The 23,644-nt window shown below is 67.7% G+C and carries 24 protein-coding genes, 1 tRNA gene and 1 pseudogene; 9 read left to right on the top strand and 17 right to left on the bottom strand.

Annotated elements, in window-relative coordinates:
• Nucleotides 1–588, top strand: coding sequence for a TlpA family protein disulfide reductase (locus BLR02_RS15685; RefSeq protein ID WP_245704811.1), 588 nt, complete (start codon nt 1–3; stop codon nt 586–588).
• A 12-nt stretch (nt 589–600) separates the two neighbouring features.
• On the opposite strand, the gene BLR02_RS15680 is transcribed toward BLR02_RS15685, so the two are convergent.
• The 8 genes from BLR02_RS15680 to BLR02_RS15645 all read right to left on the bottom strand — a co-directional run bounded on the left by BLR02_RS15680 (nt 601) and on the right by BLR02_RS15645 (nt 8,430).
• Nucleotides 601–1,575, bottom strand: a complete 975-nt coding sequence (locus tag BLR02_RS15680) for a Bug family tripartite tricarboxylate transporter substrate binding protein (RefSeq protein WP_090663871.1) — start codon at nt 1,573–1,575, stop codon at nt 601–603.
• Nucleotides 1,576–1,638: 63 nt separating this feature from the next.
• Nucleotides 1,639–2,385, bottom strand: coding sequence for a hypothetical protein (locus tag BLR02_RS15675; protein WP_090663870.1), 747 nt, complete (start codon nt 2,383–2,385; stop codon nt 1,639–1,641).
• On the bottom strand, nt 2,382–3,467 hold the full coding sequence (locus BLR02_RS15670; RefSeq protein WP_090561753.1) for a malate/lactate/ureidoglycolate dehydrogenase: 1,086 nt from the start codon (nt 3,465–3,467) through the stop codon (nt 2,382–2,384). The genes BLR02_RS15675 and BLR02_RS15670 overlap by 4 nt, the downstream gene beginning before the upstream one ends.
• Nucleotides 3,468–3,499: 32 nt before the next feature.
• Nucleotides 3,500–4,603, bottom strand: coding sequence for an ABC transporter ATP-binding protein (locus BLR02_RS15665; protein WP_090663869.1), 1,104 nt, complete (start codon nt 4,601–4,603; stop codon nt 3,500–3,502).
• 8 nt (nt 4,604–4,611) lie between these two features.
• The gene (locus tag BLR02_RS15660; RefSeq protein WP_090561757.1) at nt 4,612–5,508 is read right to left on the bottom strand and encodes a carbohydrate ABC transporter permease; all 897 of its coding nucleotides are present in this window, start codon (nt 5,506–5,508) and stop codon (nt 4,612–4,614) included.
• Complete coding sequence (locus BLR02_RS15655; protein WP_090663868.1) at nt 5,508–6,449, bottom strand: carbohydrate ABC transporter permease; 942 nt, start codon at nt 6,447–6,449, stop codon at nt 5,508–5,510. The genes BLR02_RS15660 and BLR02_RS15655 overlap by 1 nt, the downstream gene beginning before the upstream one ends.
• 61 nt (nt 6,450–6,510) lie before the next feature.
• Nucleotides 6,511–7,872: an ABC transporter substrate-binding protein gene (locus tag BLR02_RS15650; RefSeq protein WP_090561761.1), complete on the bottom strand. Its 1,362-nt coding sequence runs from the start codon at nt 7,870–7,872 to the stop codon at nt 6,511–6,513.
• Nucleotides 7,873–8,034: 162 nt separating this feature from the next.
• Nucleotides 8,035–8,430, bottom strand: coding sequence for a hypothetical protein (locus BLR02_RS15645; protein ID WP_090663867.1), 396 nt, complete (start codon nt 8,428–8,430; stop codon nt 8,035–8,037).
• Between the two features lie 6 nt (nt 8,431–8,436).
• Between BLR02_RS15645 and BLR02_RS15640 the strand changes: the two genes are divergently transcribed.
• From BLR02_RS15640 to BLR02_RS30480, 3 genes and pseudogenes are all read left to right on the top strand, one after another.
• Nucleotides 8,437–9,555, top strand: a complete 1,119-nt coding sequence (locus tag BLR02_RS15640) for an NAD(P)/FAD-dependent oxidoreductase (RefSeq protein WP_090561765.1) — start codon at nt 8,437–8,439, stop codon at nt 9,553–9,555.
• Nucleotides 9,552–10,535, top strand: a complete 984-nt coding sequence (locus BLR02_RS15635) for a threonine ammonia-lyase (protein ID WP_090561767.1) — start codon at nt 9,552–9,554, stop codon at nt 10,533–10,535. The genes BLR02_RS15640 and BLR02_RS15635 overlap by 4 nt, the downstream gene beginning before the upstream one ends.
• Nucleotides 10,460–11,176, top strand: a pseudogene (locus tag BLR02_RS30480) (DUF1345 domain-containing protein). The gene BLR02_RS15635 and the pseudogene BLR02_RS30480 overlap by 76 nt, the downstream one beginning before the upstream one ends.
• Nucleotides 11,177–11,191: 15 nt before the next feature.
• Here BLR02_RS30480 and BLR02_RS15620 read toward each other — a convergent pair.
• Both BLR02_RS15620 and aceA read right to left on the bottom strand, forming a co-directional pair.
• Nucleotides 11,192–11,380: a hypothetical protein gene (locus BLR02_RS15620; RefSeq protein ID WP_090663864.1), complete on the bottom strand. Its 189-nt coding sequence runs from the start codon at nt 11,378–11,380 to the stop codon at nt 11,192–11,194.
• A 55-nt stretch (nt 11,381–11,435) separates the two neighbouring features.
• Nucleotides 11,436–12,779 (bottom strand): isocitrate lyase, encoded by a 1,344-nt coding sequence (gene aceA / locus BLR02_RS15615; protein WP_090663934.1) that lies wholly within the window; start codon nt 12,777–12,779, stop codon nt 11,436–11,438.
• A 144-nt stretch (nt 12,780–12,923) separates the two neighbouring features.
• Here aceA and BLR02_RS15610 point away from each other — a divergent pair, with 144 nt between their 5' ends.
• The 4 genes from BLR02_RS15610 to BLR02_RS15595 all read left to right on the top strand — a co-directional run bounded on the left by BLR02_RS15610 (nt 12,924) and on the right by BLR02_RS15595 (nt 16,857).
• Nucleotides 12,924–14,324: a helix-turn-helix domain-containing protein gene (locus BLR02_RS15610; RefSeq protein ID WP_090561773.1), complete on the top strand. Its 1,401-nt coding sequence runs from the start codon at nt 12,924–12,926 to the stop codon at nt 14,322–14,324.
• Between the two features lie 204 nt (nt 14,325–14,528).
• A complete protein-coding gene (locus BLR02_RS30880) occupies nt 14,529–15,245 on the top strand; it encodes a cold-shock protein (RefSeq protein ID WP_090663863.1) in 717 nt (238 codons plus the stop codon).
• A gap of 101 nt (nt 15,246–15,346) precedes the next feature.
• Nucleotides 15,347–15,793, top strand: a complete 447-nt coding sequence (locus BLR02_RS15600; protein WP_090561776.1) for an RrF2 family transcriptional regulator — start codon at nt 15,347–15,349, stop codon at nt 15,791–15,793.
• A 194-nt stretch (nt 15,794–15,987) separates the two neighbouring features.
• Nucleotides 15,988–16,857, top strand: coding sequence for a Bug family tripartite tricarboxylate transporter substrate binding protein (locus BLR02_RS15595; RefSeq protein ID WP_090663862.1), 870 nt, complete (start codon nt 15,988–15,990; stop codon nt 16,855–16,857).
• On the opposite strand, the gene BLR02_RS15590 is transcribed toward BLR02_RS15595, so the two are convergent.
• From BLR02_RS15590 to BLR02_RS15570, 5 genes are all read right to left on the bottom strand, one after another.
• Nucleotides 16,844–19,156 (bottom strand): xanthine dehydrogenase family protein molybdopterin-binding subunit, encoded by a 2,313-nt coding sequence (locus tag BLR02_RS15590; protein ID WP_090663861.1) that lies wholly within the window; start codon nt 19,154–19,156, stop codon nt 16,844–16,846. The two genes, BLR02_RS15595 and BLR02_RS15590, sit on opposite strands and share 14 nt — an antisense overlap.
• Complete coding sequence (locus tag BLR02_RS15585; RefSeq protein WP_090663860.1) at nt 19,156–19,761, bottom strand: 2-hydroxychromene-2-carboxylate isomerase; 606 nt, start codon at nt 19,759–19,761, stop codon at nt 19,156–19,158. Before BLR02_RS15585 ends, BLR02_RS15590 begins: the two co-directional genes overlap by 1 nt.
• A gap of 4 nt (nt 19,762–19,765) precedes the next feature.
• On the bottom strand, nt 19,766–20,011 hold the full coding sequence (locus BLR02_RS15580; RefSeq protein ID WP_090663859.1) for a GNAT family N-acetyltransferase: 246 nt from the start codon (nt 20,009–20,011) through the stop codon (nt 19,766–19,768).
• Between the two features lie 214 nt (nt 20,012–20,225).
• Nucleotides 20,226–20,861, bottom strand: coding sequence for a 3-oxoacid CoA-transferase subunit B (locus tag BLR02_RS15575; RefSeq protein ID WP_090561786.1), 636 nt, complete (start codon nt 20,859–20,861; stop codon nt 20,226–20,228).
• Entirely contained in the window at nt 20,858–21,598 is a 741-nt protein-coding gene (locus BLR02_RS15570) for a CoA transferase subunit A (protein ID WP_090561788.1), read from the bottom strand. The genes BLR02_RS15575 and BLR02_RS15570 overlap by 4 nt, the downstream gene beginning before the upstream one ends.
• Before the next feature lie 124 nt (nt 21,599–21,722).
• Between BLR02_RS15570 and BLR02_RS15565 the strand changes: the two genes are divergently transcribed.
• Nucleotides 21,723–21,797 (top strand) — tRNA-Gly (locus tag BLR02_RS15565).
• A 360-nt stretch (nt 21,798–22,157) separates the two neighbouring features.
• Here BLR02_RS15565 and BLR02_RS15560 read toward each other — a convergent pair.
• Nucleotides 22,158–22,364 (bottom strand): hypothetical protein, encoded by a 207-nt coding sequence (locus tag BLR02_RS15560; protein WP_090663858.1) that lies wholly within the window; start codon nt 22,362–22,364, stop codon nt 22,158–22,160.
• A gap of 690 nt (nt 22,365–23,054) precedes the next feature.
• Nucleotides 23,055–23,435 (bottom strand): hypothetical protein, encoded by a 381-nt coding sequence (locus tag BLR02_RS28705; RefSeq protein ID WP_143018161.1) that lies wholly within the window; start codon nt 23,433–23,435, stop codon nt 23,055–23,057.
• Between the last annotated feature and the right edge of the window lie 209 nt (nt 23,436–23,644).

The following is a 23,644-nucleotide window of genomic DNA, read 5'->3' as shown; positions in this document are numbered from 1 at the left end:
ATGGCTGCGCTTTCCGGACTGCGTGCGACCCGCCGGGTGATGGCCCGGGCGGCGGCCGGGACCCTAGCGGGCGCGGCCCTTGGGCGCAAAGCCCTCGGCGCCGGGGCTGGCCGCCTGGTCGAGGCGCCGCCGAAGCCGCTACCGGAATTCAGCTTCACCGATGCCGAGGGCAAGCCGCACACCGTCACGGATTTCGCCGGCAAGGGGTTGCTGATCAACCTCTGGGCCACATGGTGTCCCCCCTGCGTTGCCGAAATGCCGGCTCTCGACCGCGCCCAGGCAGCGCTGGCCGGGGAGGGGGTGGTGATCCTCGCCCTTTCCTCCGACCGGGGCGGCAAGGCGATGGTCGAACCTTTTTACCGGGACAAAGCGATCCGCCAACTCGGTCTCTGGCTCGACCCCCGGGGCGCCGCGAGCCGCGCGCTCGGCGTGCGCGGCCTGCCGACAACGCTGGTGGTGGACCGGCAGGGACGCGAGCGGGCACGGGTAGAGGGCGACCAGCCCTGGGATTCGCCGACAATGCTGGCTGAGATCCGCCGGCTGGTCGGCCCGCCGGCCGCATCGCCATCGGACCAGGAAAAGACCTGATTCCCGGCGACGTCAGGGTTGCAGCTTCACCCCGGTCCGCTCCACCACGACCCGGAACTTTGCCACTTCCCGCTCGAGGAAGGCCCGCGCATCGGCGGGTGCGTTCGGCGCGGTCCAGGCATCGACGCCGGCCGTGAGCAGGCGCTGCTGGAGGGCGGGCTCGGCGAGGGATGTGACCATGGCACGGTTCAGTGCCTCCTGAACCGCTGCCGGCAGGCCGGGTGGGCCGAGGATGATGTTCCATGTGGTGATGTCATAGCCCGGGACGCCTGCCTCGGAGAGCGTCGGCAGTTGCGGGAAGGAGGGGAAGCGGCGGTTGCCCGTCACCGCGATCCCCCGCACCATGCCGTCCCGCACCTGCTGCGCGGCGGAGGCCAGCACGGCGATGCCGAACTGCCCCTCGCCCTGGAAGATCGCCGTCAGCATCTGCCCGCCGCTGCGATAGGGCACATGGACGAAGCGGGTCTTGAGGTCGAGTGCCAGCATTTCGGGCGCCAGGTGCACGATGGAGCCGACGCCGGACGTCGCATAGGTGAAGGTCTCCGGCGGGGCGGAGCGCAACCGCTCAAGCACTTCGGGTGCCGTATTCGCCGGGAAATCCTTGTTCACCACCAGGATCAGCGGCGCCGTTCCGATGACGCCCAGATGCGAGAAATCCGCCACCGGGTCATAGCGCGTGCCGCCAACCAGGGCGGCCGGCGCGATGGCATGGGATGAGCTCTCGACCAGCATGATGGTGTGGCCATCAGGCACCTGCCGCCGCAGCCATTCGCTGGCGACGATCCCGGCGGCGCCCGGCCGGTTCTCCACCACCACCCGCGCCTCCGGCCCGAGATTGGCGGCCAGCCTCTCGGCCAGCAGCCGGGCGGCAATATCGGTCGATCCGCCTGGCGCATAGCCGGTGGCCAGGGTGATCGGGCGGTCGGGGAAGGCCTGAGCCGAGGTGGCAAACAGCAGGGCAAGCAAGGCAGGCAGCAGGCGGCGCATGGACCAATTTCCCCGACTTTGTTGCCGGGGAGAGTAGCTGGAAGCGCCGCCGCGGCAAGCCGCTCAGGGGGATTGTGCGGCTCCGGGGCTTCGCCCGATGACAGGCCCCATCAGTCCGAGATCGATCGCGGTGCGGTAGACCGTCGCCGCGAAGCCCGGCGTCCGGGCCAAGGCCGCGAGCCGCAGTCGCGTTGCTGGCTCTGCCACCAACCGCTCCAACGACGGCCCGTCGTCGGTGAGGGGCAGGCTGGGAAAAACCGGGCCCCGTTGCGGCGGCGTTCCCAGCAGCAGCCGCTCCACCGCCCGGCTGTCGAGCGAGACAACGGCGCCGCAGGTCATTGGCAGGTCTTCCTCCGGTCGGGCGATGCGGGCGCCGACCAGCGCGCCGGGCGCCCTGCCGCGATCGAGGAAGCGGTCCCAGATCACCAGCTCCTCGCCATCCGGGAAGCTTTCGGCCCGGACTCCGCCCTCGGGATGGGGACCGTGAATGCGCCACAGACCAAAGGATGCCTCGGCCAGCGCCTGCAGCATCCGGTGTTCCTCGCTGCCGGGCGGGGGCGCCTCGGCCCGGGCCTGGCGATCGATGGCGCGGCCATGCTCGCCAAGCGGGTCGAGCACGCCAAGGTCGAAGACGGCGGCGAGCTGCATCTCATCCGCTGGCGTGACCTGCTTGCCATCCCAGAGCGACAAGGCACGTGCCTGCTGCGCCAGGCTCGCCAGCGGGATGCGGCGGGAGGCTTCGGTGAGCATGCGCCGGCGGATGGCCGCATAGCGGCCATAGCGCACGGCGGCGGTCAGCTCCTCGCTCAATTCGGGACAGTCACGCCGAGCTTGCGGGCGCAACCTACGATGCCGGCCCAGGTATCGGGCTGCAGCGGTACGCCATTGGCGAGGCGCTCCGCCTTCAACCGCGCCTCGGTCTCGCCCGGGGCCAGGACCTCGCCACCGGGCTTGGCCGGCCGGCAGGATTTGACCCAGGCGACATAATCCTGCGCCGCCTGCTTGAAAGCCGCCTCGGTGCCGAAATGCTGTGGCGAGATGAAAATGGAGAGCATGCCATTGGCGATTCGCCCGCGCGCATCGATCGGGCCGGAGCAGCCGCCGCCGGTGAAGGCACCAGCCAGCAACTCGCACATGAAGGCAAGTCCCGAGCCCTTGTGCTCGCCGAAGGCGCGGATCGCGCCGAGCCCATTGGCCGGATTGCGCGGCCCGACCTGCTCATACTCGCCATAGAGCGTGTGCGGGTCACCAGAGAGCCGCCCATCCGGCTCGATCAGCGCATCCGGCGGCAGTGGCTTGCCCCCATTGGAGGCGACCAGCACCTTGCCTTCGGCGACATGGGATGTGGCGAAGTCGAGCACCACCGGCGGGTCCGTGGGCACGCCGACGCTGAAGGGCGCGGTGGAGAAGCGCCGCTCGGTTCCGCCGAAGGGCGCGACCAGGACACTGCCAGCGACGTTGACGAAATGGATGGAGATCAGCCCCGCGGCAAGCGCCTGTTCCGAGTAGGCGCCGATCCGACCGACATGCCCTGCATTGCGCAGGGCGATGATGGCCGTGCCGTGCTGCTGCGCGCGCTCAATGCCCATCGCCGTCGCCTGTGGCGCCACCGTCTGGCCAAAGCCATAATGCCCGTCGAGCAGGGCGAAGGCGCCGCCATCCGTCACCACCTCGGCCTGCTGGCCGGCGACGACATAGCCCGCCTGCTGCCACTCGACGTAGCGCGGCACGCGGGCCACGCCATGGCTGTCATGCCCGGCGAGGTTGGCGCCGAGCAGGTGCTCGGCGATGCGGTCGGCCTCGGCCGCATCGCAGCCATTGGCGCGGAAGATGTTGCCCACGAGGGCGGCGAGGGGTTCGGCGCCGATCAGCACCGGAGTGTAGTCTGCCATGCGCCGATCTTAACCCCTCAATTCCGCCCCGGCTACAGGACGAGGTCCGTCTTCGGGTCGATCAGGTGCATCTGATCCATGTCGACCGCCATGGCGGCGAGCTTGCCCGGCGCGACTTCCACCGCCGGGTCGAAGCGGGCGCAGATCTCGTGCCCCTCGACCCAGAAGTGCAGCAGCGTCTCCATCCCCATCGGCTCGACGACCTCGGGAGCGGCCTCGAAATGGGCGATGTTCGGCCGGTGCTCGTTCGGGTGCGGCTCGGTCAGATGCTCCGGGCGGATGCCGAAGAGCAGGTCACGTCCGACATGGGCCGCATAGCGGCTAGCGCGGGCGGCCGGTACCGGCAGCACCGCCCGGTCCGTCATGCGGACGACGAGGCCGGAGCCGGCCTCCTCCAGCCGGGCGGGGATGAAGTTCATCGACGGGCTGCCGATGAAGCCGGCGACGAAGCGCGTCCGCGGGTGGTGGTAAAGCTCCTGCGGCGGGCCGACCTGCTCGATCTTGCCGTGGTTCATCACCACCACGCGGTCGGCGAGCGTCATTGCCTCCACCTGGTCATGGGTGACGTAGACGGTGGTGGTGCGGACGGTCTGATGGACCTTCTTGATCTCGGTGCGCATCTGCACGCGCAGCTTGGCGTCCAGGTTGGAGAGCGGCTCGTCGAACAGGAACACCTTCGGGTCCCGCACGATGGCGCGGCCCATGGCGACGCGCTGCCGCTGTCCGCCCGAGAGCGCCTTCGGCTTGCGGTCGAGCAGCATGCCGATATCGAGGATCTTGGCCGCGTTCTCGACCCGGCGCTTGATCTCGCCCTTGTCGAACTTCCGCAGCGTGAGTCCGAAGGCCATGTTGTCGTAGACGGTCATGTGCGGATAGAGCGCGTAGTTCTGGAACACCATGGCGATGTCCCGGTCGCGCGGCGGCACGTCGTTGACCACGGTGCCGCCGATATCGATCTCGCCGCCCGAGATTTCTTCCAGTCCTGCGATCATCCGCAGCGTCGTGGACTTGCCGCAGCCGGACGGCCCCACAAGCACCACGAACTCGTGGTCGGCAATGTCGAGGTCGATCCCCTTCACTGCCTGGACGCCGCCCTCGTATTCCTTGACGACCTTGCGCAGATGCACCTGAGCCATGGCGCGGCTTATCCCTTCGTCGCACCGGCGGTGAGGCCGGCTATGTAATAATCCATGAGGAAGGCATAGACGACCACCGGCGGCAGCGCCGCCATCAGCGCGCCCGCCATGATCTGGCCCCAGGCGAAGGTATCGCCCCGGATGAGCTGGGAGACGACGCCGATGGTCAGCGGCATGTGCTCCGGCGTGGTGACGAAGGCTGTCGGGTAGACGAAGGCCGCCCAGGACACCGTGAAGGCGAAGATCGTCGCCGCGATGATGCCGGGCAGCGCCACCGGGATGAAGATCTTGGTCAGCATCTGCATCCAGCCCGCGCCGTCGATCAGCGCCGCCTCGTCCAGCTCCTTCGGGATGGAGGCGAAGTAGCCGATCATGATCCAGGTGCAGAAGGGCACCGTCAGCGTCGGGTAGATCAGGATCAGGCCCCAGATGGAGTTCAGCAGGCCGAGCCCGCCGACGATCTGGTAGAGCGGGATGAAGAGCAGCGTGTCCGGCACGAGGTAGGTCAGGAACACGCCGGTCGCCAAGGCCTGGCTGCCCCAGAACTTCATCCGCGCCAGCGAGAAGGCCGCCAGCACCGAGATCACCATGGAGATGGCGACGACGCAGAGGGTGATGATCACGCTGTTGAAGAAGAAGCCGCGGAACAGCGGGTTGGCGATCAGCTCCATGTAGTTCTCGAGCGTCGGCGCCCGGACGATCCAGGGATTGCCCGAGAGATTCGAGATTTCGGCGCTGCTCTTCAGGCTGGTGACCAGCATGTAGAAGGGCGGGGCGAGGAAGATGATCGTCGCCACGATCAGGGAGGCATAGGCCGTCCAGAGCGCCCAGCGGCGCTCCGACCGGAGGCTGCCGAGCTTCTTCCCCGTGTAGGAGGCGATGGTGCTCGCGGTGCTGGCGGACATCACATCTGCTCCCTATTGCGACGGTTGATGCCGCGGAGGATGAAGAAGGCGAAGACCGCGAGCACCGGGAACATGAAGAGGCTCACGGCGGCGCCGCGCGGCAGGTTGCCGGAGAGGATGCCGACCTGGAAAGCGTAGGAAGCGAAGACCTGCGTCAGGTCACGCGGCCCGCCATTGGTGAGCACCCGCACGATGTCGTAGTTGGCGAAGGTGACAATCAGGCTGAACAGCACGGTGATCGAGATGATGTTCTGCATCATCGGCAGCGTCACGTAGCGCAGCCCCTGCCAGCCTGTGGCGCCGTCGATGGCGGCTGCCTCGTAAAGCTGGTCCGGCACCGATTTCAGCGCCGCCAGGTACATGATCATGAAGAAGGGCGAGCCGTACCAGACATTCACCAGGATGACCGAGAAGCGTGCCCACCATGGCTCGCCCAGCCAGGGCACGGCGGGCACGGCGAAGATGTTCAGGATCCAGTTAATGGAGGAATAGCTGGGATCGAACATCCACCACCAGCCGAGCGTGGAGAGCGCCGGCGGGATGACCCAGGGGATGAGCAGCATGCCGCGCCACTTCCGCTGCCCCTTGGCCGGGATGTGATGCAGCATATGCGCCAGCCAGAATCCGATCAGCGCCTTGGCGATCACCGCACCCACGGCGAAGATGCAGGACTGCCAGATTACCATCCAGAAGGTGTCGCTATCCAGCAGGATCTCGAAATTGCCGAGGCCGATATTGGCTGTCATCCGCCGGTTCAGCGTCGAGAGCCACATGGCGTAGCCGGCTGGATAGACGACGAGGCCGCCGATCAGGGCGATCAGCGGCAGCGCCATCAGGAAGGCGATGGTGGATCGCCGTCGGGCGAAGCGCTGCATGGTATTGGCGCGCCCGTTCGCGGCGCTTGCCGGTGCGCCGGCGACAAGGGTGCCGTCCGCGGCCATGATGAAACCTCCCTGATTGCGGCAAGCCGGGCAGGCGGCCATTGCCGCCCGCCCGTGATCGTCAGCCGCCGCGGACGATCGTCGTCAACTCACGCTCGAGCCAGCCGAGCGCCTGGTCCACCGTGTCGCCGCCCTGCGCCACCCGGGCGATGACCTTGGTGTTCAGCGCCTGGACATACATCTGCGCGGCAAACTCGCCCGGTGCAGGTGCAAAGGCGATGGAGGGTTTCGCCTTGTGGTGGGGCTTCAGTGGGTAGTTGTAGACCGTGCCAACCGGCGGGCCCTCGGTCTCCCAGATCTTGAAGTCGGTCATGGTCTCGAAGGGCGGGATGTCGTAGCCGCTGGTCTTGCTGGTCAGCGCCTCGGCCGAGCTGCGTTCGCCAAGGAATTCCAGCAGCGCCTTCGCCGTCTGCTTGTTGCGGCCGAAATTCCAGATACCCGAGGTCCAGGGCAGATAGGCGAGGAAGCGCCCCTCCGGCCCGGCCGGCATCGGGATGGTCCAGCATTTCTCGGCGACCTGCGGCTGGTCCCGCTTGGCGACTGCCCAGGCGGAGGGCGGGTTGAATACCAGGGCCGACTTGCCGGAGATCAGCGCCCGGTTGTTCGAGGCATCATCCCAGGCCCAGACGTCGTTCGGCAGCGTCTTCGAGAGCCGCACCGCATATTCGATGGCCGTGCGCAGCTTCGGATTGTTGCGGACGGTTGGCTTGCCCTTCTCATCCATCATCGATGCGCCATAGCTGGCGAAAAGCGCGCCGACCCAGTCGACGGCATCCGAGAAGGCGCCCATCGGCAGGCCGAAGGGAAAGCCGGCCTTGCCGCATTTCTCGGCGGCGGTGAGGAAGGTGTCCCAGGTCCACTGATCGGCGCCAGGGCCGGGCTGGCCGCTGGCCGGCCACATGGCACGCACATCGAGGCCTGCATGTTCCTGCATCAGGTCGAAGCGGACGCAGGCCGGCTTGTTCTGGGTGCCGGAGGTGGCCGGCACGCCGCGCCAGGCGCCTTCACGCTTCGCCAGATACTCGGCGACCGGATTGATTGGCCCGTATTTCGCGATCAGCCGGTTGATGACGTCGTCAACCGGCTCGAGCACCGAGGCATAGGTGCCGACATCCCATGGGGCGAGGGAGATGATGTCGTGGCCGCTCTTCGACTGGGCCTGGGCCGCGCCGGCGAGCTGCAGCTGGTTGCCGGTGGTGTTGATGAAGTCGAGCGTCACCTCGACCCGGTTCTTCTGGCTCCATTCGGTCACCAGGGCGCGCATTGCGTCATTGCCGGTCGGCACCCAGTGGTCCCAGAAGGCGACGCGGAGGCTGCCGCCGGTGCCCTGGGCATGTACCATGGGGGCGCCGAGCAACCCGGCCGCCATCACGCCGGCACCCGAACGCAGTGCCCCGCGCCGGGTCATTCCCTTGACTACCATTCTTGTCGTCCTTCCCAGGGGCGGGAAACCCGCCCTGTCCCTGTCCGGACCTGTCCCGGTCCCGGGCACGACTGTGGCTCAGCCCTGCGCACATGACAACGGGGGAGCAATGGTAGTGGCGGGAACGTGGGGGCTGGCCGGCCGTTGGGGCTGCCAATCCAGTCAGAAGGACCGACCCCGATGCGCACCATCACCGGCCTCTTCGATTCGCGTGCGGAAGCGGAGCGCGCGGTCGAAACCCTTGTCCAGCAACTTGAGCTCCAGCGCGACCGAATCCAGGTCCAGGCTGCGGGGGAGGACAATGCCACTGCCGGCACCCAGGATCGGCGAAGCGAACAGCATCATGGCTTCCATGGAGATGGTGGCCGGGGCGAGGGCATCCTCGTCTCCCTCCTGGTTCAGGAGGACATGGTGGAGAAGGCGACCCGGGCGCTCGAGACCAATGGTGGCCGAATCGGGGAGCAGGCGCCAGGCGACCGCCGCCCCGGTGGGCAAAGCCCGGATATCTGACCCGGCCGGGCGCCAACCCTTGCCGCCGATCCGTCGCGCGGCAACCATGGCGCCATGGAGATCCAAAGCTTCGAGGCCATTGTCATCGGTGCTGGCATGGCCGGCGCCACCGCGGCAGCCCATCTGGCGCCGAGCCGTCGCGTCGTGCTGCTGGAGGCTGAGGAGAGTGCCGGCTACCATGCCACCGGCCGTTCAGCGGCGATTTGGATCCGCAATTACGGCAGCCCCGATGCCCGGATCCTCACCGCCGCCTCCCGTGCTTTCTTCGACTCGGCGCCCCCGGGCTTCGCCGATGCGCCGCTGATCCAGGCACGGGATGTCGTGCATCTGGCCCCACCTGAGCAGGTCGCGGTGCTGGAGGCCATGATCGCCGGCGGCGCCGATATCCGGCCGCTCGAGCTTGAGGCCCTGCACGCCCTGGTGCCGCCATTGCGGCGCGGCTATGCCGCCATGGCGGCGGTCGAAACCGACTGCTTTGACATGGACGTCGCCGCCATCCACCAGGGCTTTCTGCGGGCCATTCGGCAACGCGGTGGCGCCTTGGCGCTGCGACAGCGGGCCGGGCGCATCTGGCGCCGGGGCGGGTTTTGGCATGCCGAGGCCGTAGGGGGTGAGACCTATCGCGCGCCGGTCCTGGTGAATGCCGCTGGTGCCTGGGGCGACGAGGTGGCGGCATTGGCCGGCATTCCTATCATCGGTCTGCAGCCGAAGCGCCGCACCGCCTGCATCATCAACCCTGGCCCCCATGACTGTGCCGATTGGCCGCTACTCGGCGATGCCGGCCACAGCTGGTATGCCCGGCCCGAGGCGCGGCGCAAGCTGATGGTTTCACCCGCCGATGAGACCGACAGCGCCCCGCTCGATGCCCAACCGGACGAGCTGGACGTCGCTATCGCCATCGACCGGATGCAGCAGGCGCTCGACATCCCGGTCGGCCGCATCGAGCACAAATGGGCGGGGCTCCGCAGCTTCACGCCGGACCGGGGCCTCGCCATCGGCGCGGCGCGGGAGCCGGGCTTCTTCTGGATGGTCGGCCAGGGCGGCTACGGCATCCAGACCGCCCCGGCTGCGGGCCGGCTGCTGGCCTCGCTGGTCAACGGCATGCCGCCCGATGCGGATGTCGCAGCCGCTGTGCCGCTCTGCGACCCGCTTCGCTTCGAGGGCACGCCATGAGCGCGCTGCCAGGCTTCGCCGATGTCGAAGCTGCCGCCGCCCGGCTGCGCGGCTGTATCATCCGCACGCCCATGCTGCGCCACCCGCTGCTCGATGAGCTGACCGGCGGCACCATCCTGGTGAAACCGGAGCCATTGCAACGTACCGGCAGCTTCAAGCTGCGTGGCGCGACCAACGCGGCACTGCTGCTGGACCCAGCCGCGCGGCGCGCCGGGGTCGTGACCTACTCATCCGGTAACCACGCCCAGGCCACGGCCTGCGCGGCCCATCAGCTCGGCATGCCGGCCGTCATCGCCATGCCCGCGGATGGCGCCATCATCAAGCGGGAGGCGACGCGCCGCTGGGGTGCCGACATCGTGCTGTTCGACCGCCACACCGTGGATCGCGAGGCACTCGCCGCGCAGCTGGTGGCGAAGCATGGCGGGACCTTCATCCCACCTTTCGACGATCCGCATGTCATTGCCGGCCAGGGCACGCTGGCGATGGAACTGGTGGAGGACGCAGGCGCGGCGGGCCTCACGCTCGATGCGCTTGCCGTCTGCACCGGCGGCGGCGGGCTGATCGCCGGCTGTGCCCTGGCGATGGAGGCGCTGGCGCCTGCAGCCGAGGTCTGGGCGGTCGAGCCGGAGGGCTGGGACGACACGCGCCGTAGCCTCGCCGTTGGGGAGCGGCTGGCGAATGACGGGCAGGGCGAGGGGCTGTGCGATGCGCTGCTGGCGCCGCGGCCGGGCGAGCTCACCTTCGCCATCAACCGGGCGAGGCTGGCGGGCGGGCTGGTGGTGACGCCGGCCGAGGTCTTCCGCGCCATGCGCTTCGCCTTCGAGCATCTCAAGCTGGTCGTCGAGCCGGGCGGGGCGGTGGCCTTGGCGGCGCTGCTGGCCGGCAAGCTCGCGGTGCAGGGGCGATGCTGCGGCATCGTCCTCAGTGGCGGCAATGTCGATGGAGCAGTCTTTGCCCAGGCCCTTCAGGCCGCCGCATGATGTTCAGCGGGCTGCGCCGCCGCCCGGTCCTGTTGGCTGCTGCGGCGCTCGGCCTGCTGGTTGGAGTCTCTGCCTGGATGATTGGCATCCAGGAGCCAAGCGCGGTGCTGCTTGGCTGGTGCGCCGCAGCGCTGGGCCATACGATCCCGACCTTTGCACTGATGCAGCGGGCCACACCGGAATCCATCCGCCGCCGGGCCGAAGAACTGGACGAGGGCGAGACGGCGGTGCTGTCCGCGAGCCTGGCCGCCGCCATTGCCTCGATCGGCGCGGTGGTCTGGTACCTGGCCTCGGCCGAGGGCAAGCCGGGGCCTGGGCAGATCACCCTTGCCCTCCTCACCATCGGACTGTCCTGAGTCTTCGTGCATCACCTCTTCGCGGTGCGCTATGCCCATGAGTACTGGCAGGCTGGGGGCCGCGGGCTCGACTTTCCGCAAGGGCCGGAAGGCGAGGAGAGGCCGGAGTTCAGCGACTTCCTCTATTTCGCCTTCACCATCGGGATGACCTTCCAGACCTCCGACGTCGCGGTAACCGACCGGCTGTTGCGCAAGCTCACGCTGACGCATGCGCTGGTCGCCTTCATGTTCAACGCCGTCATCCTGGCGGCGGCGGTGAGTCTGGCGGCGAGCCTGGTCGAATAGCCCGACCAGGGTTGTTCAGCGGTGTGCCATGCGACCTCGCTCCGAGCAGGCCCAGCCATGGTCATGGACCAAGCCATCGTCGTAACCGTCATCGGCGACGGCATGGCCATCCGGCTCGGCTAGCTGCTCCTCGCGCCAGGGTGTCGGCTCGGCCTCCCAATCACGGGCGTGCATCAGGCCGTCGTCGGAATCATCGTGGGACATGGGGCGTCTTCCTTTGGGTTGGGGGTGGCCCCGCACGAAGGTGCGGGGCCTGCTCTCACTTCGCCGGGGCAGCCTCGCGCGCGGGCGCGTGATCCTGGTCGTGGAACTGCGCGGCTTCGGTGCTGGTCGCCAGCGCGGTGGTGCTCGAGTGGCCGCCGCCCGCCGCGGTGGCGACCGCGTCGAAATAGCCGACGCCGACCTCGCGCTGGTGGCGGATGGCGGTGAAGCCATCCGCCTCGGCCGCGAATTCCGCCTGCTGCAGCTCGGAATAGGCGCCCATGCCGCGATCCTTGTAGCCGCGTGCCAGCTTGAACATGGACAGGTTCAGGCTGTGGAAGCCGGCCAGGGTCACGAACTGGAATTTGTAGCCCATGGCACCGAGCTCGCGCTGGAAGCGCGTCGCCGCCTCGATCCCCATCTTCCGCTGCCAGTTGAAGCTCGGCGAGCAGTTGTACGCGAGGAGCTTGCCCGGATACTCGCGGTGGATTGCCTCGGCGAATTCCCGTGCATCATCGAGGTCGGGGTCGGAGGTTTCCCACCAGAGCAGGTCGGCATAAGGCGCGTAGGCGAGGCTGCGGGCGGTCGCATACCGCTTGCCCATTCCAGGTTTGATGCGGAAGAAGCCTTCCGGCGTCCGCTCGGTGTCGATGAAGGGGCGGTCTCGCTCGTCGACATCGCTGGTCAGCAGCTGCGCGCTCTCCGCATCGGTGCGGCAGAGCAGCACGGTCGGCACACCCTCCACATCCGCGGCAAGGCGGGCGGCATTCAATGTGCGGATATGCTGGCTGATCGGCACCAGCACCTTGCCGCCGAGATGGCCGCATTTCTTCTCAGAGGCCAGCTGGTCCTCGAAATGCACGCCGGCGGCGCCGGCCTCGATCATCGCCCGCATGAGCTCATAGGCGTTCAGCGCCCCACCGAAGCCGGCCTCGGCATCGGCGACGATCGGCGCCACGTAGTGGGTCGTATCCCCCTTGCCTTCTTGCACCGCGATCTGGTCGGCCCGGCGCAGCGCATTGTTGATGCGCCGCACAACGCTGGGAACGCTGTCGACCGGGTAGAGCGACTGGTCCGGATACATGGTGCCGGCGGTGTTGGCATCGGCCGCCACTTGCCAGCCGGATAGGTAGATCGCCTTCAGCCCCGCCTTCACCTGCTGAAGCGCCTGCATGCCGGTCAGCGCGCCAAGGGTGTTCACATAGGGCTCTGTCTTCAGCAGTTGCCAGAGGCGGCGCGCACCACGGTCGGCCAGGGTGTGCTGGATGCGAAAGCTGCCGGCGAGGCGCGCAACATCGGCCAGGCTGTAGTCGCGGCGGATGCCATCGAAGCGGCCAGGTTCCGGCCTGTCGCCCCCAAGGCTGCCATCAGGTGCAAAGCAGGGGGCAGGTATCTGGTGCATCGGCATCTCCCATCCGTCACGTCTTGTAGACGAGTGAATAATTCACATTGTCGGGTCGGAGTTCAGCACGTAGATCGCTTGTAAAGCCGCAAACCTGTCGTGGTCATGACAGAAAAGCGGGGAAAAATGTAAAGGATGTGAAGCGTGGCGCGTGCCTTGATCGGCCGGACCATCCGGCGCCTGCGGCAGGAGCGAGGTCTGGCCCAACAGGCATTGGCCGCGCGCCTTGGCATCTCGGCCAGCTATCTCAACCTAATCGAACACGACCAGCGCGCCGTCACGGCCAGCCTGCTCATCAAGCTGACCGAAGCCTTGCAGGTGGACATCGCGGCTCTCTCCGGCATCCGCGAGAAGGCGCTGGAGACGGGGCTGCGCGAGGTTCTGGCGGACCCTCTGCTGGGTCTCGACGAGGTCCCGGAGGAGGAGATCGCCACCATCGCCGGCAGCGCCCCGCAGGCCGGTCGGGCCATGCTGGCGCTCTATCGTGCCTGGCGGGTCGCGCGGGAGGATAGCGGCGGCATTGCCCTGCCAACCGGCCGCCGCCTGCTGCTGCCGACCGAGGAGGCGCGCGACTTCTTCCATGACCGCGCCAACCATTTCCCCCTGCTGGAGGCGGAGGCTGAGGCAATCGCCGCTGAGATGCGCACCTCACTGCCCTCGGAGATGAACCATGCCGTGGCGCAGCGGCTGCGCGAGCGGCATGGGCTGACCGTCGTCGTCGGCCCGCTGCCCGGCGCGCTCCGGCGCTACGATCCGACGGGGCGCCGGCTCGATTTATCGGAATCGCTGCCGCGGGAAAGCCGCGGCTTCCACCTCGCCTTCCAGCTCATGCTGCTTGAAGCGGGGGAGGCTGTGCAGGCAGCGCTCGGCGGATTCGAGCCATCAAGCCCGGAAGCGGCGGCACTGATCCGTATCGGCCTGCTGAACTATGCCGCCGGTGCGCTGCTGATGCCCTATGCCGGCTTCGCCGCGGCGGCGCGGGGTCTGCGCCATGATGTGGAGGCGCTCGCCGCGCGCTTTGGCGTCTCCTTCGAGCAGGCTTGCCATCGTCTGACCACCCTGCAGCGCGAGGGCGCACGGGGCGTGCCCTTCTTCTTCCTCCGCGTCGACCCGGCCGGGAATGTCGACAAGCGTTTCAGCGCTGCCGGCTTCCCCTTCGCCCGCTTCGGCGGAAGCTGCCCAAAATGGATCGTACACCACGCTTTCGCCACGCCGGGCCAGGTGCGGGTGCAACTCGCGCAGTTGCCGGATGGCGGCACCTTCCTGTGCTTCGCCCGCACCGTGCAGGGCGCGCCGACCCGCTGGGGTGAGCCGGCGGCGGTGCAGGTGGTCGCCATGGGCTGCGATCTCTCCCGCGCGCCGGAGGTGGTCTATGGCGATGGCATCGACCTGGAGAAGGCGATGGTCGGCATCGGGCTATCCTGCCGGCTCTGCGACCGGCTCGATTGCCGCAGCCGTGCCTTTCCGCCGCTCGAGCATCGCCTGGCGCTCGACCCGCTGGTGACGACGGCGGCACCCTACCAATTTAATTCGCCCCGGCGTTGAATCCCGTACCCTTCGGACCCCGGCTGGGGGTGCCGATTGCGATTTATGCGCCTGTCATCGCTCTTGCGCCGAACTGCCCCTTGACCGCGGGGCGCTGTACCGCGAGTTTTGCCAATCGCCGGATCTCGGTTCCTCCGGAGCCGGGGCGGCGGGCCATGCACCAAGGAAGGGGCATGGCTGCAGGAGCACCGAAGAGTTTCCGATATGGCCAAGAACGAGAGCTGGCGCCCCCGTAAGCCCCGCAAGCGCGGCTTCGACGACGATACACCCGATTTCGGGGGCGGCTGGGCCCCGCCGCCGCCCAGCTTCTCGAGTGGCGGCCCGCCGATCTCGCGGGCACCCTCGGTCTTCGCCTCCGGGCCGGAACTGAAGGCCACGGTGAAGTGGTTCAACCCCGAGAAGGGCTTCGGCTTCGTCGAGCTGGGCGATGGCTCGGGCGATGCCTTCCTGCACGTCTCGGTGTTGCAGCGGGTGGGCGCGGATGCGGTCAACCCGGGTGCGGGGCTGCGCGTGCGGGTCGGGCCTGGCCAGAAGGGCCAGCAGGTCACCGAGGTGCTCGAGATCACCAGCCCTGGTGAAGCTCAGGCGCCACGTAGTGGCGGTGGTGCCATGGCCGGTGGCTATGGCGGCGCCGGTGGCGGGGGCGGCTTCGGCAGCCCGCGTCCGCCGCGTAGCCCGGGCGGTGGTGGCGGCTTCATGCCGCAGGGTGACGCGCAGGAAATGCGCGGCACGGTGAAGTGGTACAGCCCGGAGAAGGGCTTCGGCTTCGTCTCCCCTGAGGGCGGCGGCCGCGACGTGTTCGTTCACGCCACCGCGCTGGAGCGTAGCGGCCTGACCCCGCTGGCCGAGGGCCAAGCGGTGGTGATGAAGGTCGTCCAGGGCAAGAAAGGCCCCGAGGCGGCGACTCTGACCCGCGAGTAGGCGTGAGACCCGGGCTACGTCGTGTAGCCCGGGTCTTGCCCATATAGGCGCATCGGCATATCACGGTCCCAGGGCGTTGAATCGCCGGGGAGGTTGCGCGGATGCTGCTGCGGCGGGAACGGGCGATGACCGCCATCGCCATCATGCTGGATGTCGCTTTCCATGCGGGGCGCAGCGAGGCGGTAAGTGCCGCCGATATCGCCGAGCGCCTGGGTCAGGCCCGGCGTGGCATCGAGCCCGTGCTGCAGGCTTTGTCCCGTGCTGGTCTTCTCGACAGTATCCGCGGGCCGAAGGGCGGCTACCGGCTCGGCCGGCCACCGCGCGACCTGCGCCTTGCCGAGATCGTTGCCACGGCCCTCGATGAGGACAGCACGCCCGATGCGCCCCAGGGCCGCCTTCAGGCGGCAGTGGTTGCGCCGCTCTGGAGTGAGCTGGAGGGTCTCTGCCGGGACCATCTCACCAAACTGACCGTCGCTGATCTTATCAAGCGCGCGGCCGCGGCCGGGGTGAAGCGGCCGGTGGTGGAGCCGTTGAACTTCGTTATCTGAAGGCAGGCCTTGATCGGCGTTGCCGCGCTCGGCGAAAACTCTGAAGCTTCCGTCATGGATCCTGGGAACACGGGACCACGGGAGAACCAACGGGATGCAGCGACGCGGCTTGCTTTGTGGCCTTGCGGCCGGAGCGCTTCACACGCAGGCCTGGGCCCAGGGGCTGGAGGCCCTGCCCGACCGGCCCCATCCGCATGGTTCTGCCCTTCCAGCCTGGTGGCGCGACCGATGCCTGGATGCGTACGGTGGCCCCGGCCCTCGGTGAGGCGCTTGGCCGCACCATCGTGGCGGAGAACCGCTCCGGCGCCTCGGCCATGATCGGCGCCGATCACGTGGCCAAGTCGCCGCCGGACGGCACCACGCTGCTCTTCACCATCCTGACCTATATGCAGGCGCCGATGGTGTTTCGCCGCTTTCCTTACGACCCGCTCGGCGACTTCACCCCGGTCGGGCAGGTTGGCGCGGCGGCGGCAACCTTCGTGGTCCAGGCATCGACAGGGGCTCGGAACCTGGCGGAGTTCATTGCCGCGGCGCGTGGCCACTCTTTCAGCTACGGCTCCTATGGCACCGGCTCCGGCAGCCATGTGTTCAGCCAGTTCCTCTCGGATGCCGAGGGGCTGGGGATGACCCATGTGGCCTATCGTGGCGAGAACCCTCTGATCCTCGACATGCTGGCCGGGCGGGTGCAATGCGGTCTGGTGAGCCACACCTCGACCCGCGAGCATATCCAGGCAGGCAAGCTGCGGGTCCTGGCGGTGCTCGGCCCGAAGCGCCTGCTCTATCTACCGGAGACCCCGACCTTCCTTGAACTCGGCTACCCCGCCCTGTTCGACTGGGATGGCGTGGTGCCGCTGCTGGCTCCGACCCGGACACCAGCCCCGGTCATGGCCACCCTCGCGGACGGGCTGCGACGGGCCATGGCCCAACCAGAGATCGTGCGGCGGCTGAGCGATCTCGGCCTCGACGCCGCCTGGACACCACCGGCGGCGACCCAGGCCAATCTGGAAGCAGCGCAGACTCGCTGGGCGAAGGTGCTTCAGGTAACCGGAATTACTGCGGAGTAGCAGCCTGGATCGCCCGCCAGACGCGCTCGGCCGTCAGCGGCATGTCGAGATGGCCGATGCCGAGCGGCGCCAGCGCGTCCAGCACTGCCGCCACGACGGTCTGCGGCGCACCGATCGCCCCCGCTTGGCCCGAGCCCTTCACGCCGAGCGGGTTGGAAGCGGTCGGCAACTCACCGAAGGCGATCTCCAGCGGCGGGAGGTCCGCCGCGCGGGGAACGCAGTAATCCATGAAGGAGGCGGAAAGGAGCTGGCCGGAGCCAGGTTCGTAGGCCACTTCCTCCAGCAGCGCTTGGCCGATGCCTTGGGCCAAGCCGCCCTGTACCTGGCCTGCCGTCAGTAGCGGGTTAATGAGTCGGCCATAGTCGTCCACGGCTTGGTAGCGCAGCAGGGTCACCTGCCCCGTCTCCGGGTCGATCTCCACCTCGGCACAATGGGCGCCGGAGGGGAAAGTGACGAGTTCCGACAGGTTCTTCGCTTCGGCATCCAGGCCCGGCGCGGTGCCCTCCGGTAGGTTGGCCGGATCCCGCGCTGCCTCGGCCACAGCCTCCAGCGCCACGCTGCGCTCGGTGCCGTGGACCCGGAAGCGGCCGCCGGCATAGTCCAGCGCCTCGGGCGCGGCCTGCAGGAGATGGGCGGCGATGGGTCGCGCCTTCTCCAGCACTGCCTCCATCGCCATCACCAGCGCGGTGCCGCCGACATGCAGCGACCGGGCGCCGCCATGGCCATTGCCGAAGGGGATGGTGTCGGTATCCGCCTGGACCAGGCGGAAGCGCTCCGCCGGCAGGCCGAGATGGGCGGCGGCGAATTGCGGGAAGCTCGTCTCATGACCCTGGCCATTGGACTGGGTGCCGAGACAGAGCTCCACCATCCCATCATCCGCGAAGCGCACCGCAGCCCATTCATGCGGCGCACCACGCGAGGTCTCAAGGAAGCAGGCGATGCCGAGGCCGCGCAGCAGGCCCCTTGCTTCACCTTCCGCCCGGCGGGCGGCGAAGCCGCTGCGGTCCGCCAGCGCCTCCAGCTCGCTCAGGTTGGCGGCGAAGCGTCCCGTATCCATCAGCATCCCAAGGGCGCTGCGATAGGGAAAGGCAGTGATGAGGTTGCGACGTCGCAGCTCAACCGGATCCAGGGCGAGTTGCCGGGCCGCGGCTTCGACCAGCCGCTCGGTCAGATAGTTGGCTTCCGGCTTGCCGGCACCGCGATAGGCATCGACCGGCGCTGTATTGGTGAAGGCGCCGGTCACCTCAAGCCGGATGGAGGGGATGGCATAGACGCCGCCGATGGCGGTCGAGACGGAGTTGGTCGGGCAGGCGGGGCCGTGGGAGGAGCAATAGGCCCCCATATCGGCTGCGAGATCGGCATGGAGGGCGAGGAAACGCCCTTCGGCGTCGAGCGCGAGCCGGGCCCGGCCGCGCAGATCCCGCGCATGGACGGCGGCCTGGAAATCCTCCGTATAGTCGGCAGTCCAGACCACGGCCCGTCCCAGGCGGCGGGCGGCCAGCAGCAGCGCGACATATTCAGGGAAGAGGAAGTTCTTCAACCCGAAGCCGCCGCCTACATCGGGGCAGTGCAGCCGGAAGGCTTCCTCCGGCAGGTGGAAGACATCCTGGGCAAGCTGACGACGGATGCCATGCACACCCTGGCCGCTGAACATCAGGTCGAACCGTGCTCCGTCCCAGCGGGCGACGGCGGCCCGTGGCTCGATCGGCGCAGCATGGACGCGGTTGTTGATCAGCTCGAGCTCGACCACATGCGCGGCCACGGCGAATGCGGCTTCGACCGCCGCTTTGTCGCCACGCTCGAAGCGGAAGGCCGCATTGCCTGGCGCCTGGGGCCAAAGCTGCGGTGCGCCGGGGGCAAGCGCCGCGCGGCTTTCCACCACGGCGGGCAGCGTCTCGTACTCGACCAGGATCGCCTCCGCCGCGTCGCGCGCTTGGGCGGCGGTCTCGGCCACGACGAAGGCAACGGCCTCGCCCACATGCCGCACCGTATCCGCGGCCAGGGCATCGCGTGGCGGGACAATGATCGGCGCGACGGTGACGACCACGGCCGGGCAGGGCAGGGGACCGATGCCTTCGGCCAGAAGGTCGGCATGGGTCAGGACGAGGTGGATGCCGGGCATGGCCAATGCCGCCGCCGTGTCGATGCCGAGGATGCGGGCATGGGCGTGCGGGGAGCGGAGGGCGACGCCATGCAGCGCCCCCGGCACTGCCACATCCATGACATAGCGCCCCGCCCCGGTGAGGAAGCGCAGGTCTTCCCGCCGTCGGACGGAGCGGCCGATCTCGCCCTCCGGCATCAGCCGCGCGCCAGCCGCTTGGCAACGAATTCCAGCCGGTCCTGGCCCCAGAAGATATCGTCACCGATGACATAGGAAGGGGCGCCAAAGACGCCGCGGGCCAGCGCCCGCTCGCTATCGGCCGTGCGCATCTCTGCCCAGCGCGGCTCCTTGCCGAGGGCGAGCACGGCCTCTCCGTCCAGGCCGACCTCGCCGATCAGACGGACGAGCGTCGCCTCCTCGCCCGGATCGAGATCATCTTCCCAGCAAGCCTTCAGCACCCGGTGGGCGAGGCGGATGGCAGGCGCATCGCCCATCGTCTCCCGTACCGCGATGACGCAGGCAGCGGCGGGCAACTCCTTCGCTGGGAAGTGCTTCGGCTGGATCTGGATAGGGATGCCCAGCGCCTCGCGCCAGCGGGCGAGTTCCTGCAGGCGGTAGGCCTGCCGCTGCGGGCTGCGCTTCGGCAGTGGCAGGCCGCCTGAGCCGGCGAAGATGGTACCGAAATCGACCGGCCAGATGCGTAGGGAGGCGCCGTGCTGCGCCGCCAAGGCCTCGATCCGCGCTGCGCCGAGATGCGTCCAGGGCGAGTTCAGCGAGGCGTAGTAGTCGATATGCAGGCCCATCCCTCTATCCTCCCGGCACCGTCAGCCATTCTTTCCGACGCAGCGCCTGGCGAGGGTAGCCGCCCGCCCGCCCTTGCGCCACCGGGCCGAGCTTCGCCGCGACGCGGAGAGAGGTGAAATTCGGCGGGTTGATCCCAGCCACGGTCGTCGGCAGCCCGAGAGTGGCGAAAGCATGTGCCAGCAATGCGGCGGCCCCCTCGGTTGCACAGCCCCTGACCAAGGCTATCCTTTGGGAGCAGCAGCACCCCAGGCGAGGAAGTGGCTCGTCGGCTCAATGGTCCAGCAGCCAAGGTGGAGTGGCCAGGGCCGCGCGTGCGCCTCGCGTGGTGATCGACCTCCTTACCTCGGGAGCCATCGATGAAACGCACGACCCCTGGCTCTTTGTCCATGGCGGAGCATGCCTCCGTATCCTCCAAGGAGGTGCGGCCAGACGAGGAGCCTTGTGACCTGGAAGGTGGGCTGGCTCATCCGGGCAGCAGCGGCGCGCCGGTGGCGGTCTGGGCCGTTTCGAAACTCACCCCGGGCGCCAATTCCCGCACTGCAAAACCGTCGCCGGCCGGGGCGAAGAGCCCGAGATTGGTGGCGACCAGCGTGACTACGCCCCGCGTCGTCACCGGCAAATTACACGCCCGGAGCAGCCGTGGCTCCCCCGTCCGCGTCGTATGCTCGAGTATAATGAAGACCCGGCGTGCGCAGGCGGCGAGATCCATCGCGCCGCCGATGCCGCCACCCTTGGCGTCGCCAATTCGCCAGTTGGCGAAGTCGCCATTGGCGGCGACCTCATAGGCGCCCATCACCGTCACATCGATGCGGCCGGAGCGGATGATGGCGAAGCTGTCCGCATGATGGACGATCGCGGCCCCCGGCCTCAGTGAGACATTCTGTCCGCCGGCGTTGACGAGATGCAGATCCTCCTGCCCTGGCGGCAGGACAGGGCCGTAGCCGATCACGCCATTCTCGGCGTGGTAGATAATGTCACGGTCGCCGATATCGGTGTTGCTGCAAAGCGTCGGGATGCCGACGCCGAGATTGACGATCCAACCATCCTGGAACTCTCGCGCCAGGCGGTCGGCCATCTGCTGCCGGTCCCACCCACTCATTTCGCGCGCTCCTGCCGGCGGGTGGTCCAAAGGCCCTCTGGGGGCGGGGGGATCGGTACCAGGCGATGAACGAAGATCCCCGACGTATGCACCTGATCCGGGTCGATGGCGCCAACGGGCAGGATGGGTTCTTCTACTTCGACAATGGTGGTTCTGGCGGCCATGGCCATCAACGGCCCGAAATTCCGCTGCGACAGGCGGAATTGCAGGTTGCCGGCCGCATCCGCGCGCCAGGCGCGGATGAATGCATAATCGCAGGGCAGGGCGTATTCCAGCAGGTATTCCCGACCATGGATGATGCGCGTCTCCCGTCCCCTGGCCAGTTCCGTGCCGACGGCGGTTGGCGTGTAGAAGGCTGGAATGCCGGCGCCGGCGGCGCGCAGCCGTTCGGCGAGCGTCCCCTGCGGCACCAACTCCGCCTCCACCTCGCCCCGCTCGTAATAGGGCGTGAAGGGCAATTGGTCAGTCGGGCGGGTCGCCGCGGTGAAGGCGCAGATCACCTTGGCCACCTGGCCGTTCTCCACCAGCATGCCGATATCAGGCATGCGCGGTTGCTGGGCCCCGCCGGTGGTGTTGGCGATGCAGGTAAGCCGTTTCGCCCCCTGTGCCAGCAAAGCCTTGGTGAGGTTGTAGGGAGTGCCAGGGCCGGCGAATCCGCCGAAGGCGATCACCGCCCCGTCCGGAATATCCGCCACGGCCGCAACCATATTGTCGAACGCCTTGCCCGGCTTGGTCATTTACCTTCCTCCCGCGCTTCGGCCCGAGCGTGGCCCGCGCCGGGAGAGCCGTCCAGACCGAGGCGTTGCGAAGGGGGGTTGCGCCAGGGAGAAACTATGGTACATCGACGCCGCGCCGAACGGCGCGGGCGTAGCTCAGGGGTAGAGCACAACCTTGCCAAGGTTGGGGTCGAGGGTTCGAATCCCTTCGCCCGCTCCAGTCGGCCCTGACCCAACCATTCTCCCTCCCAGACAACCACGCCGTGAGGCGCAGGTTTCCTGCGGTTTTCCGCGCGGACCTTGATGGTGCAAAAGCGGAACGAGGTCGGAATTCTCTTTCCGAAGGGCGCGTTCTCTCCGAAGGTTGAGGGTAGGGTGATTTTCACCACAAGGTTTAACTAGTTGAAATTATTGAATATTGACCGACGACAGGCACTCACAAGTTGTGCTTTCGATCGCCTGCCGGTCGAGTCAGGGAGCGCGAATTTCGCTCGCTTCCCTTAACCTCTTGCCCATTGGTGGTCCCTGTCGACCATTCGGAACCTATCCTACCCGCACGCTTGCGTCTTGCTGGTACCGCTCACTCGCTCTGCTGACGCGTCTCCAGCGCTGGAGGTATCGCGGGCCGCCGGACTACCAGAGCGATCGCGCCCAGCACGCAGGCCAGGGCCGCGACGTCAAAGGGGCCAATCGCGCGCTGTACGAGCACCGCGCTGCTGGCGACACCGATGCAGGGCACCACCAGCAGCGAGAGGCTGGCGACGCTGGCCTTCAGCCGCTCTGCCAAAACGTACTACGCGGCGTAAGCGAGGGCATTGGCGAAGACGACCATGAAGAACAGGCCGAAGAGCCTGCGCCCAGCATCCGGCTGCGGGATAAGCATGGTCGTACAGGACCAGCCACACCGCAAAGACCAGCGGCGTCCCCAGGAGCAGCTGCCAGGCCGTGATCAGCAGCACGGGGCTATGAAAGCCGAGCTTCTTGCTGAGCACCGTGCCTGCGCGGAAGGTGGCGCTCGCCGCCAGCCCCAGCGCCACCCCGAGACCGCTCGGGCCCTCGGGCACCTATGGTGCCAGCCAGCACCAGCAGCACTGCGGCGAGCCCGAGGCCAAATGCCATCAAGGTGCAGCGATCCGCTCGCTAGCTCAGCACCGGGACCGCGAGCAGCGAGGCCCAGAGCGCCAGTCGGTCTTTCCCGGAATTTCCTTCGCAGTACCGGCGCTGCGTTGAACCACAGGTTTTCCGTAGGCTTCAGCCATGATCTTGATAGCTTGGTTCCACAACGAGGTCAGGTGAGCTCTGCGAAACCACGGAGACTCTCTGGACTTTGAGGGTTGGGCGATTTAGTCAACAAGGGTCAACGTCTTGATCTTGGCTCCTACGTGCCGCGGACGAACGGTCTACCTTCAGCATGCTCACCATCCGACCAAAAGAAACGAAGGACAGAGAGTTGCTCGCGGGCGACACACGCCGGCCCTCAGATTAGGAACAGCTCCTCCACCCAGGGAAGGTCGCGTCGCCCGGCGACGATCTTGCGTGCGAATGCCGAAAGCTCAGCGCGTTCAGCCATGGCGTTCTTCAGATCACGGACATGACTATTATAGCTACGATCTATAGCGAGATCGCCGGTATCCACTCGGTCGTAGAGTTCATTCGCGGCGTCAATCTTCTCGTTAAGCTCGATGGCCAGAAGCCGGCGGTGTTCGACGAGATCGGTGTGGTCGAGATGATAGAGGCGGATGGAGGTCTCGGCTCGAAACCGACGCCCGGGTTGGTCGAGGTGGCGCGCTGTTGGACGCCCATCATCAGTGAAATCCAACAGCATGGGGTCCGACGCACGACAAGGGTTCAGGAGCACCACACGCTCCTGCGCCTCCTCCCCCGGAGCCGTGGCGCGGGCGCAGCCCTTCTCTAGGGTCTGTGACCGAACTCAGTGGTGCGCAAGTTGATCATGGTGGCAGCAAGATGGGCGAAGCCCATCCAACTGCGGCGTGTCTTGTCGCGTCGCAGGGTGATGCGAGCAAAGTCCTTGAGCCGGGAAAACAGGTTTTCGACGCGGTGGCGCCG

Source organism: Belnapia rosea (assembly GCF_900101615.1).
Taxonomy (GTDB): domain Bacteria; phylum Pseudomonadota; class Alphaproteobacteria; order Acetobacterales; family Acetobacteraceae; genus Belnapia; species Belnapia rosea.
Note: the sequence above shows the minus strand (reverse complement) of the source record. Positions and strands in the feature narration are given on the sequence as shown.

What these genes read in the sequence shown, in the direction of transcription:
- BLR02_RS15620 (WP_090663864.1), bottom strand. Translation starts at nt 11,380, where the DNA reads ATGTCCCACGATGATTCCGACGACGGCCTGATGCACGCCCGTGATTGG.
- BLR02_RS15640 (WP_090561765.1), top strand. Translation starts at nt 8,437, where the DNA reads ATGGAGATCCAAAGCTTCGAGGCCATTGTCATCGGTGCTGGCATGGCC.
- BLR02_RS15600 (WP_090561776.1), top strand. Translation starts at nt 15,347, where the DNA reads ATGCTGCTGCGGCGGGAACGGGCGATGACCGCCATCGCCATCATGCTG.
- aceA (WP_090663934.1), bottom strand. Translation starts at nt 12,779, where the DNA reads ATGCACCAGATACCTGCCCCCTGCTTTGCACCTGATGGCAGCCTTGGG.
- BLR02_RS15660 (WP_090561757.1), bottom strand. Translation starts at nt 5,508, where the DNA reads ATGTCCGCCAGCACCGCGAGCACCATCGCCTCCTACACGGGGAAGAAG.
- BLR02_RS15575 (WP_090561786.1), bottom strand. Translation starts at nt 20,861, where the DNA reads ATGAGTGGGTGGGACCGGCAGCAGATGGCCGACCGCCTGGCGCGAGAG.
- BLR02_RS15590 (WP_090663861.1), bottom strand. Translation starts at nt 19,156, where the DNA reads ATGCCGGAGGGCGAGATCGGCCGCTCCGTCCGACGGCGGGAAGACCTG.
- BLR02_RS15655 (WP_090663868.1), bottom strand. Translation starts at nt 6,449, where the DNA reads ATGGCCGCGGACGGCACCCTTGTCGCCGGCGCACCGGCAAGCGCCGCG.
- BLR02_RS15685 (WP_245704811.1), top strand. Translation starts at nt 1, where the DNA reads ATGGCTGCGCTTTCCGGACTGCGTGCGACCCGCCGGGTGATGGCCCGG.
- BLR02_RS15570 (WP_090561788.1), bottom strand. Translation starts at nt 21,598, where the DNA reads ATGACCAAGCCGGGCAAGGCGTTCGACAATATGGTTGCGGCCGTGGCG.
- BLR02_RS15645 (WP_090663867.1), bottom strand. Translation starts at nt 8,430, where the DNA reads ATGGTTGCCGCGCGACGGATCGGCGGCAAGGGTTGGCGCCCGGCCGGG.
- BLR02_RS15680 (WP_090663871.1), bottom strand. Translation starts at nt 1,575, where the DNA reads ATGCGCCGCCTGCTGCCTGCCTTGCTTGCCCTGCTGTTTGCCACCTCG.
- BLR02_RS15585 (WP_090663860.1), bottom strand. Translation starts at nt 19,761, where the DNA reads ATGGGCCTGCATATCGACTACTACGCCTCGCTGAACTCGCCCTGGACG.
- BLR02_RS15595 (WP_090663862.1), top strand. Translation starts at nt 15,988, where the DNA reads ATGGTTCTGCCCTTCCAGCCTGGTGGCGCGACCGATGCCTGGATGCGT.
- BLR02_RS15650 (WP_090561761.1), bottom strand. Translation starts at nt 7,872, where the DNA reads ATGGTAGTCAAGGGAATGACCCGGCGCGGGGCACTGCGTTCGGGTGCC.
- BLR02_RS30880 (WP_090663863.1), top strand. Translation starts at nt 14,529, where the DNA reads ATGGCCAAGAACGAGAGCTGGCGCCCCCGTAAGCCCCGCAAGCGCGGC.
- BLR02_RS15635 (WP_090561767.1), top strand. Translation starts at nt 9,552, where the DNA reads ATGAGCGCGCTGCCAGGCTTCGCCGATGTCGAAGCTGCCGCCGCCCGG.
- BLR02_RS15665 (WP_090663869.1), bottom strand. Translation starts at nt 4,603, where the DNA reads ATGGCTCAGGTGCATCTGCGCAAGGTCGTCAAGGAATACGAGGGCGGC.
- BLR02_RS15670 (WP_090561753.1), bottom strand. Translation starts at nt 3,467, where the DNA reads ATGGCAGACTACACTCCGGTGCTGATCGGCGCCGAACCCCTCGCCGCC.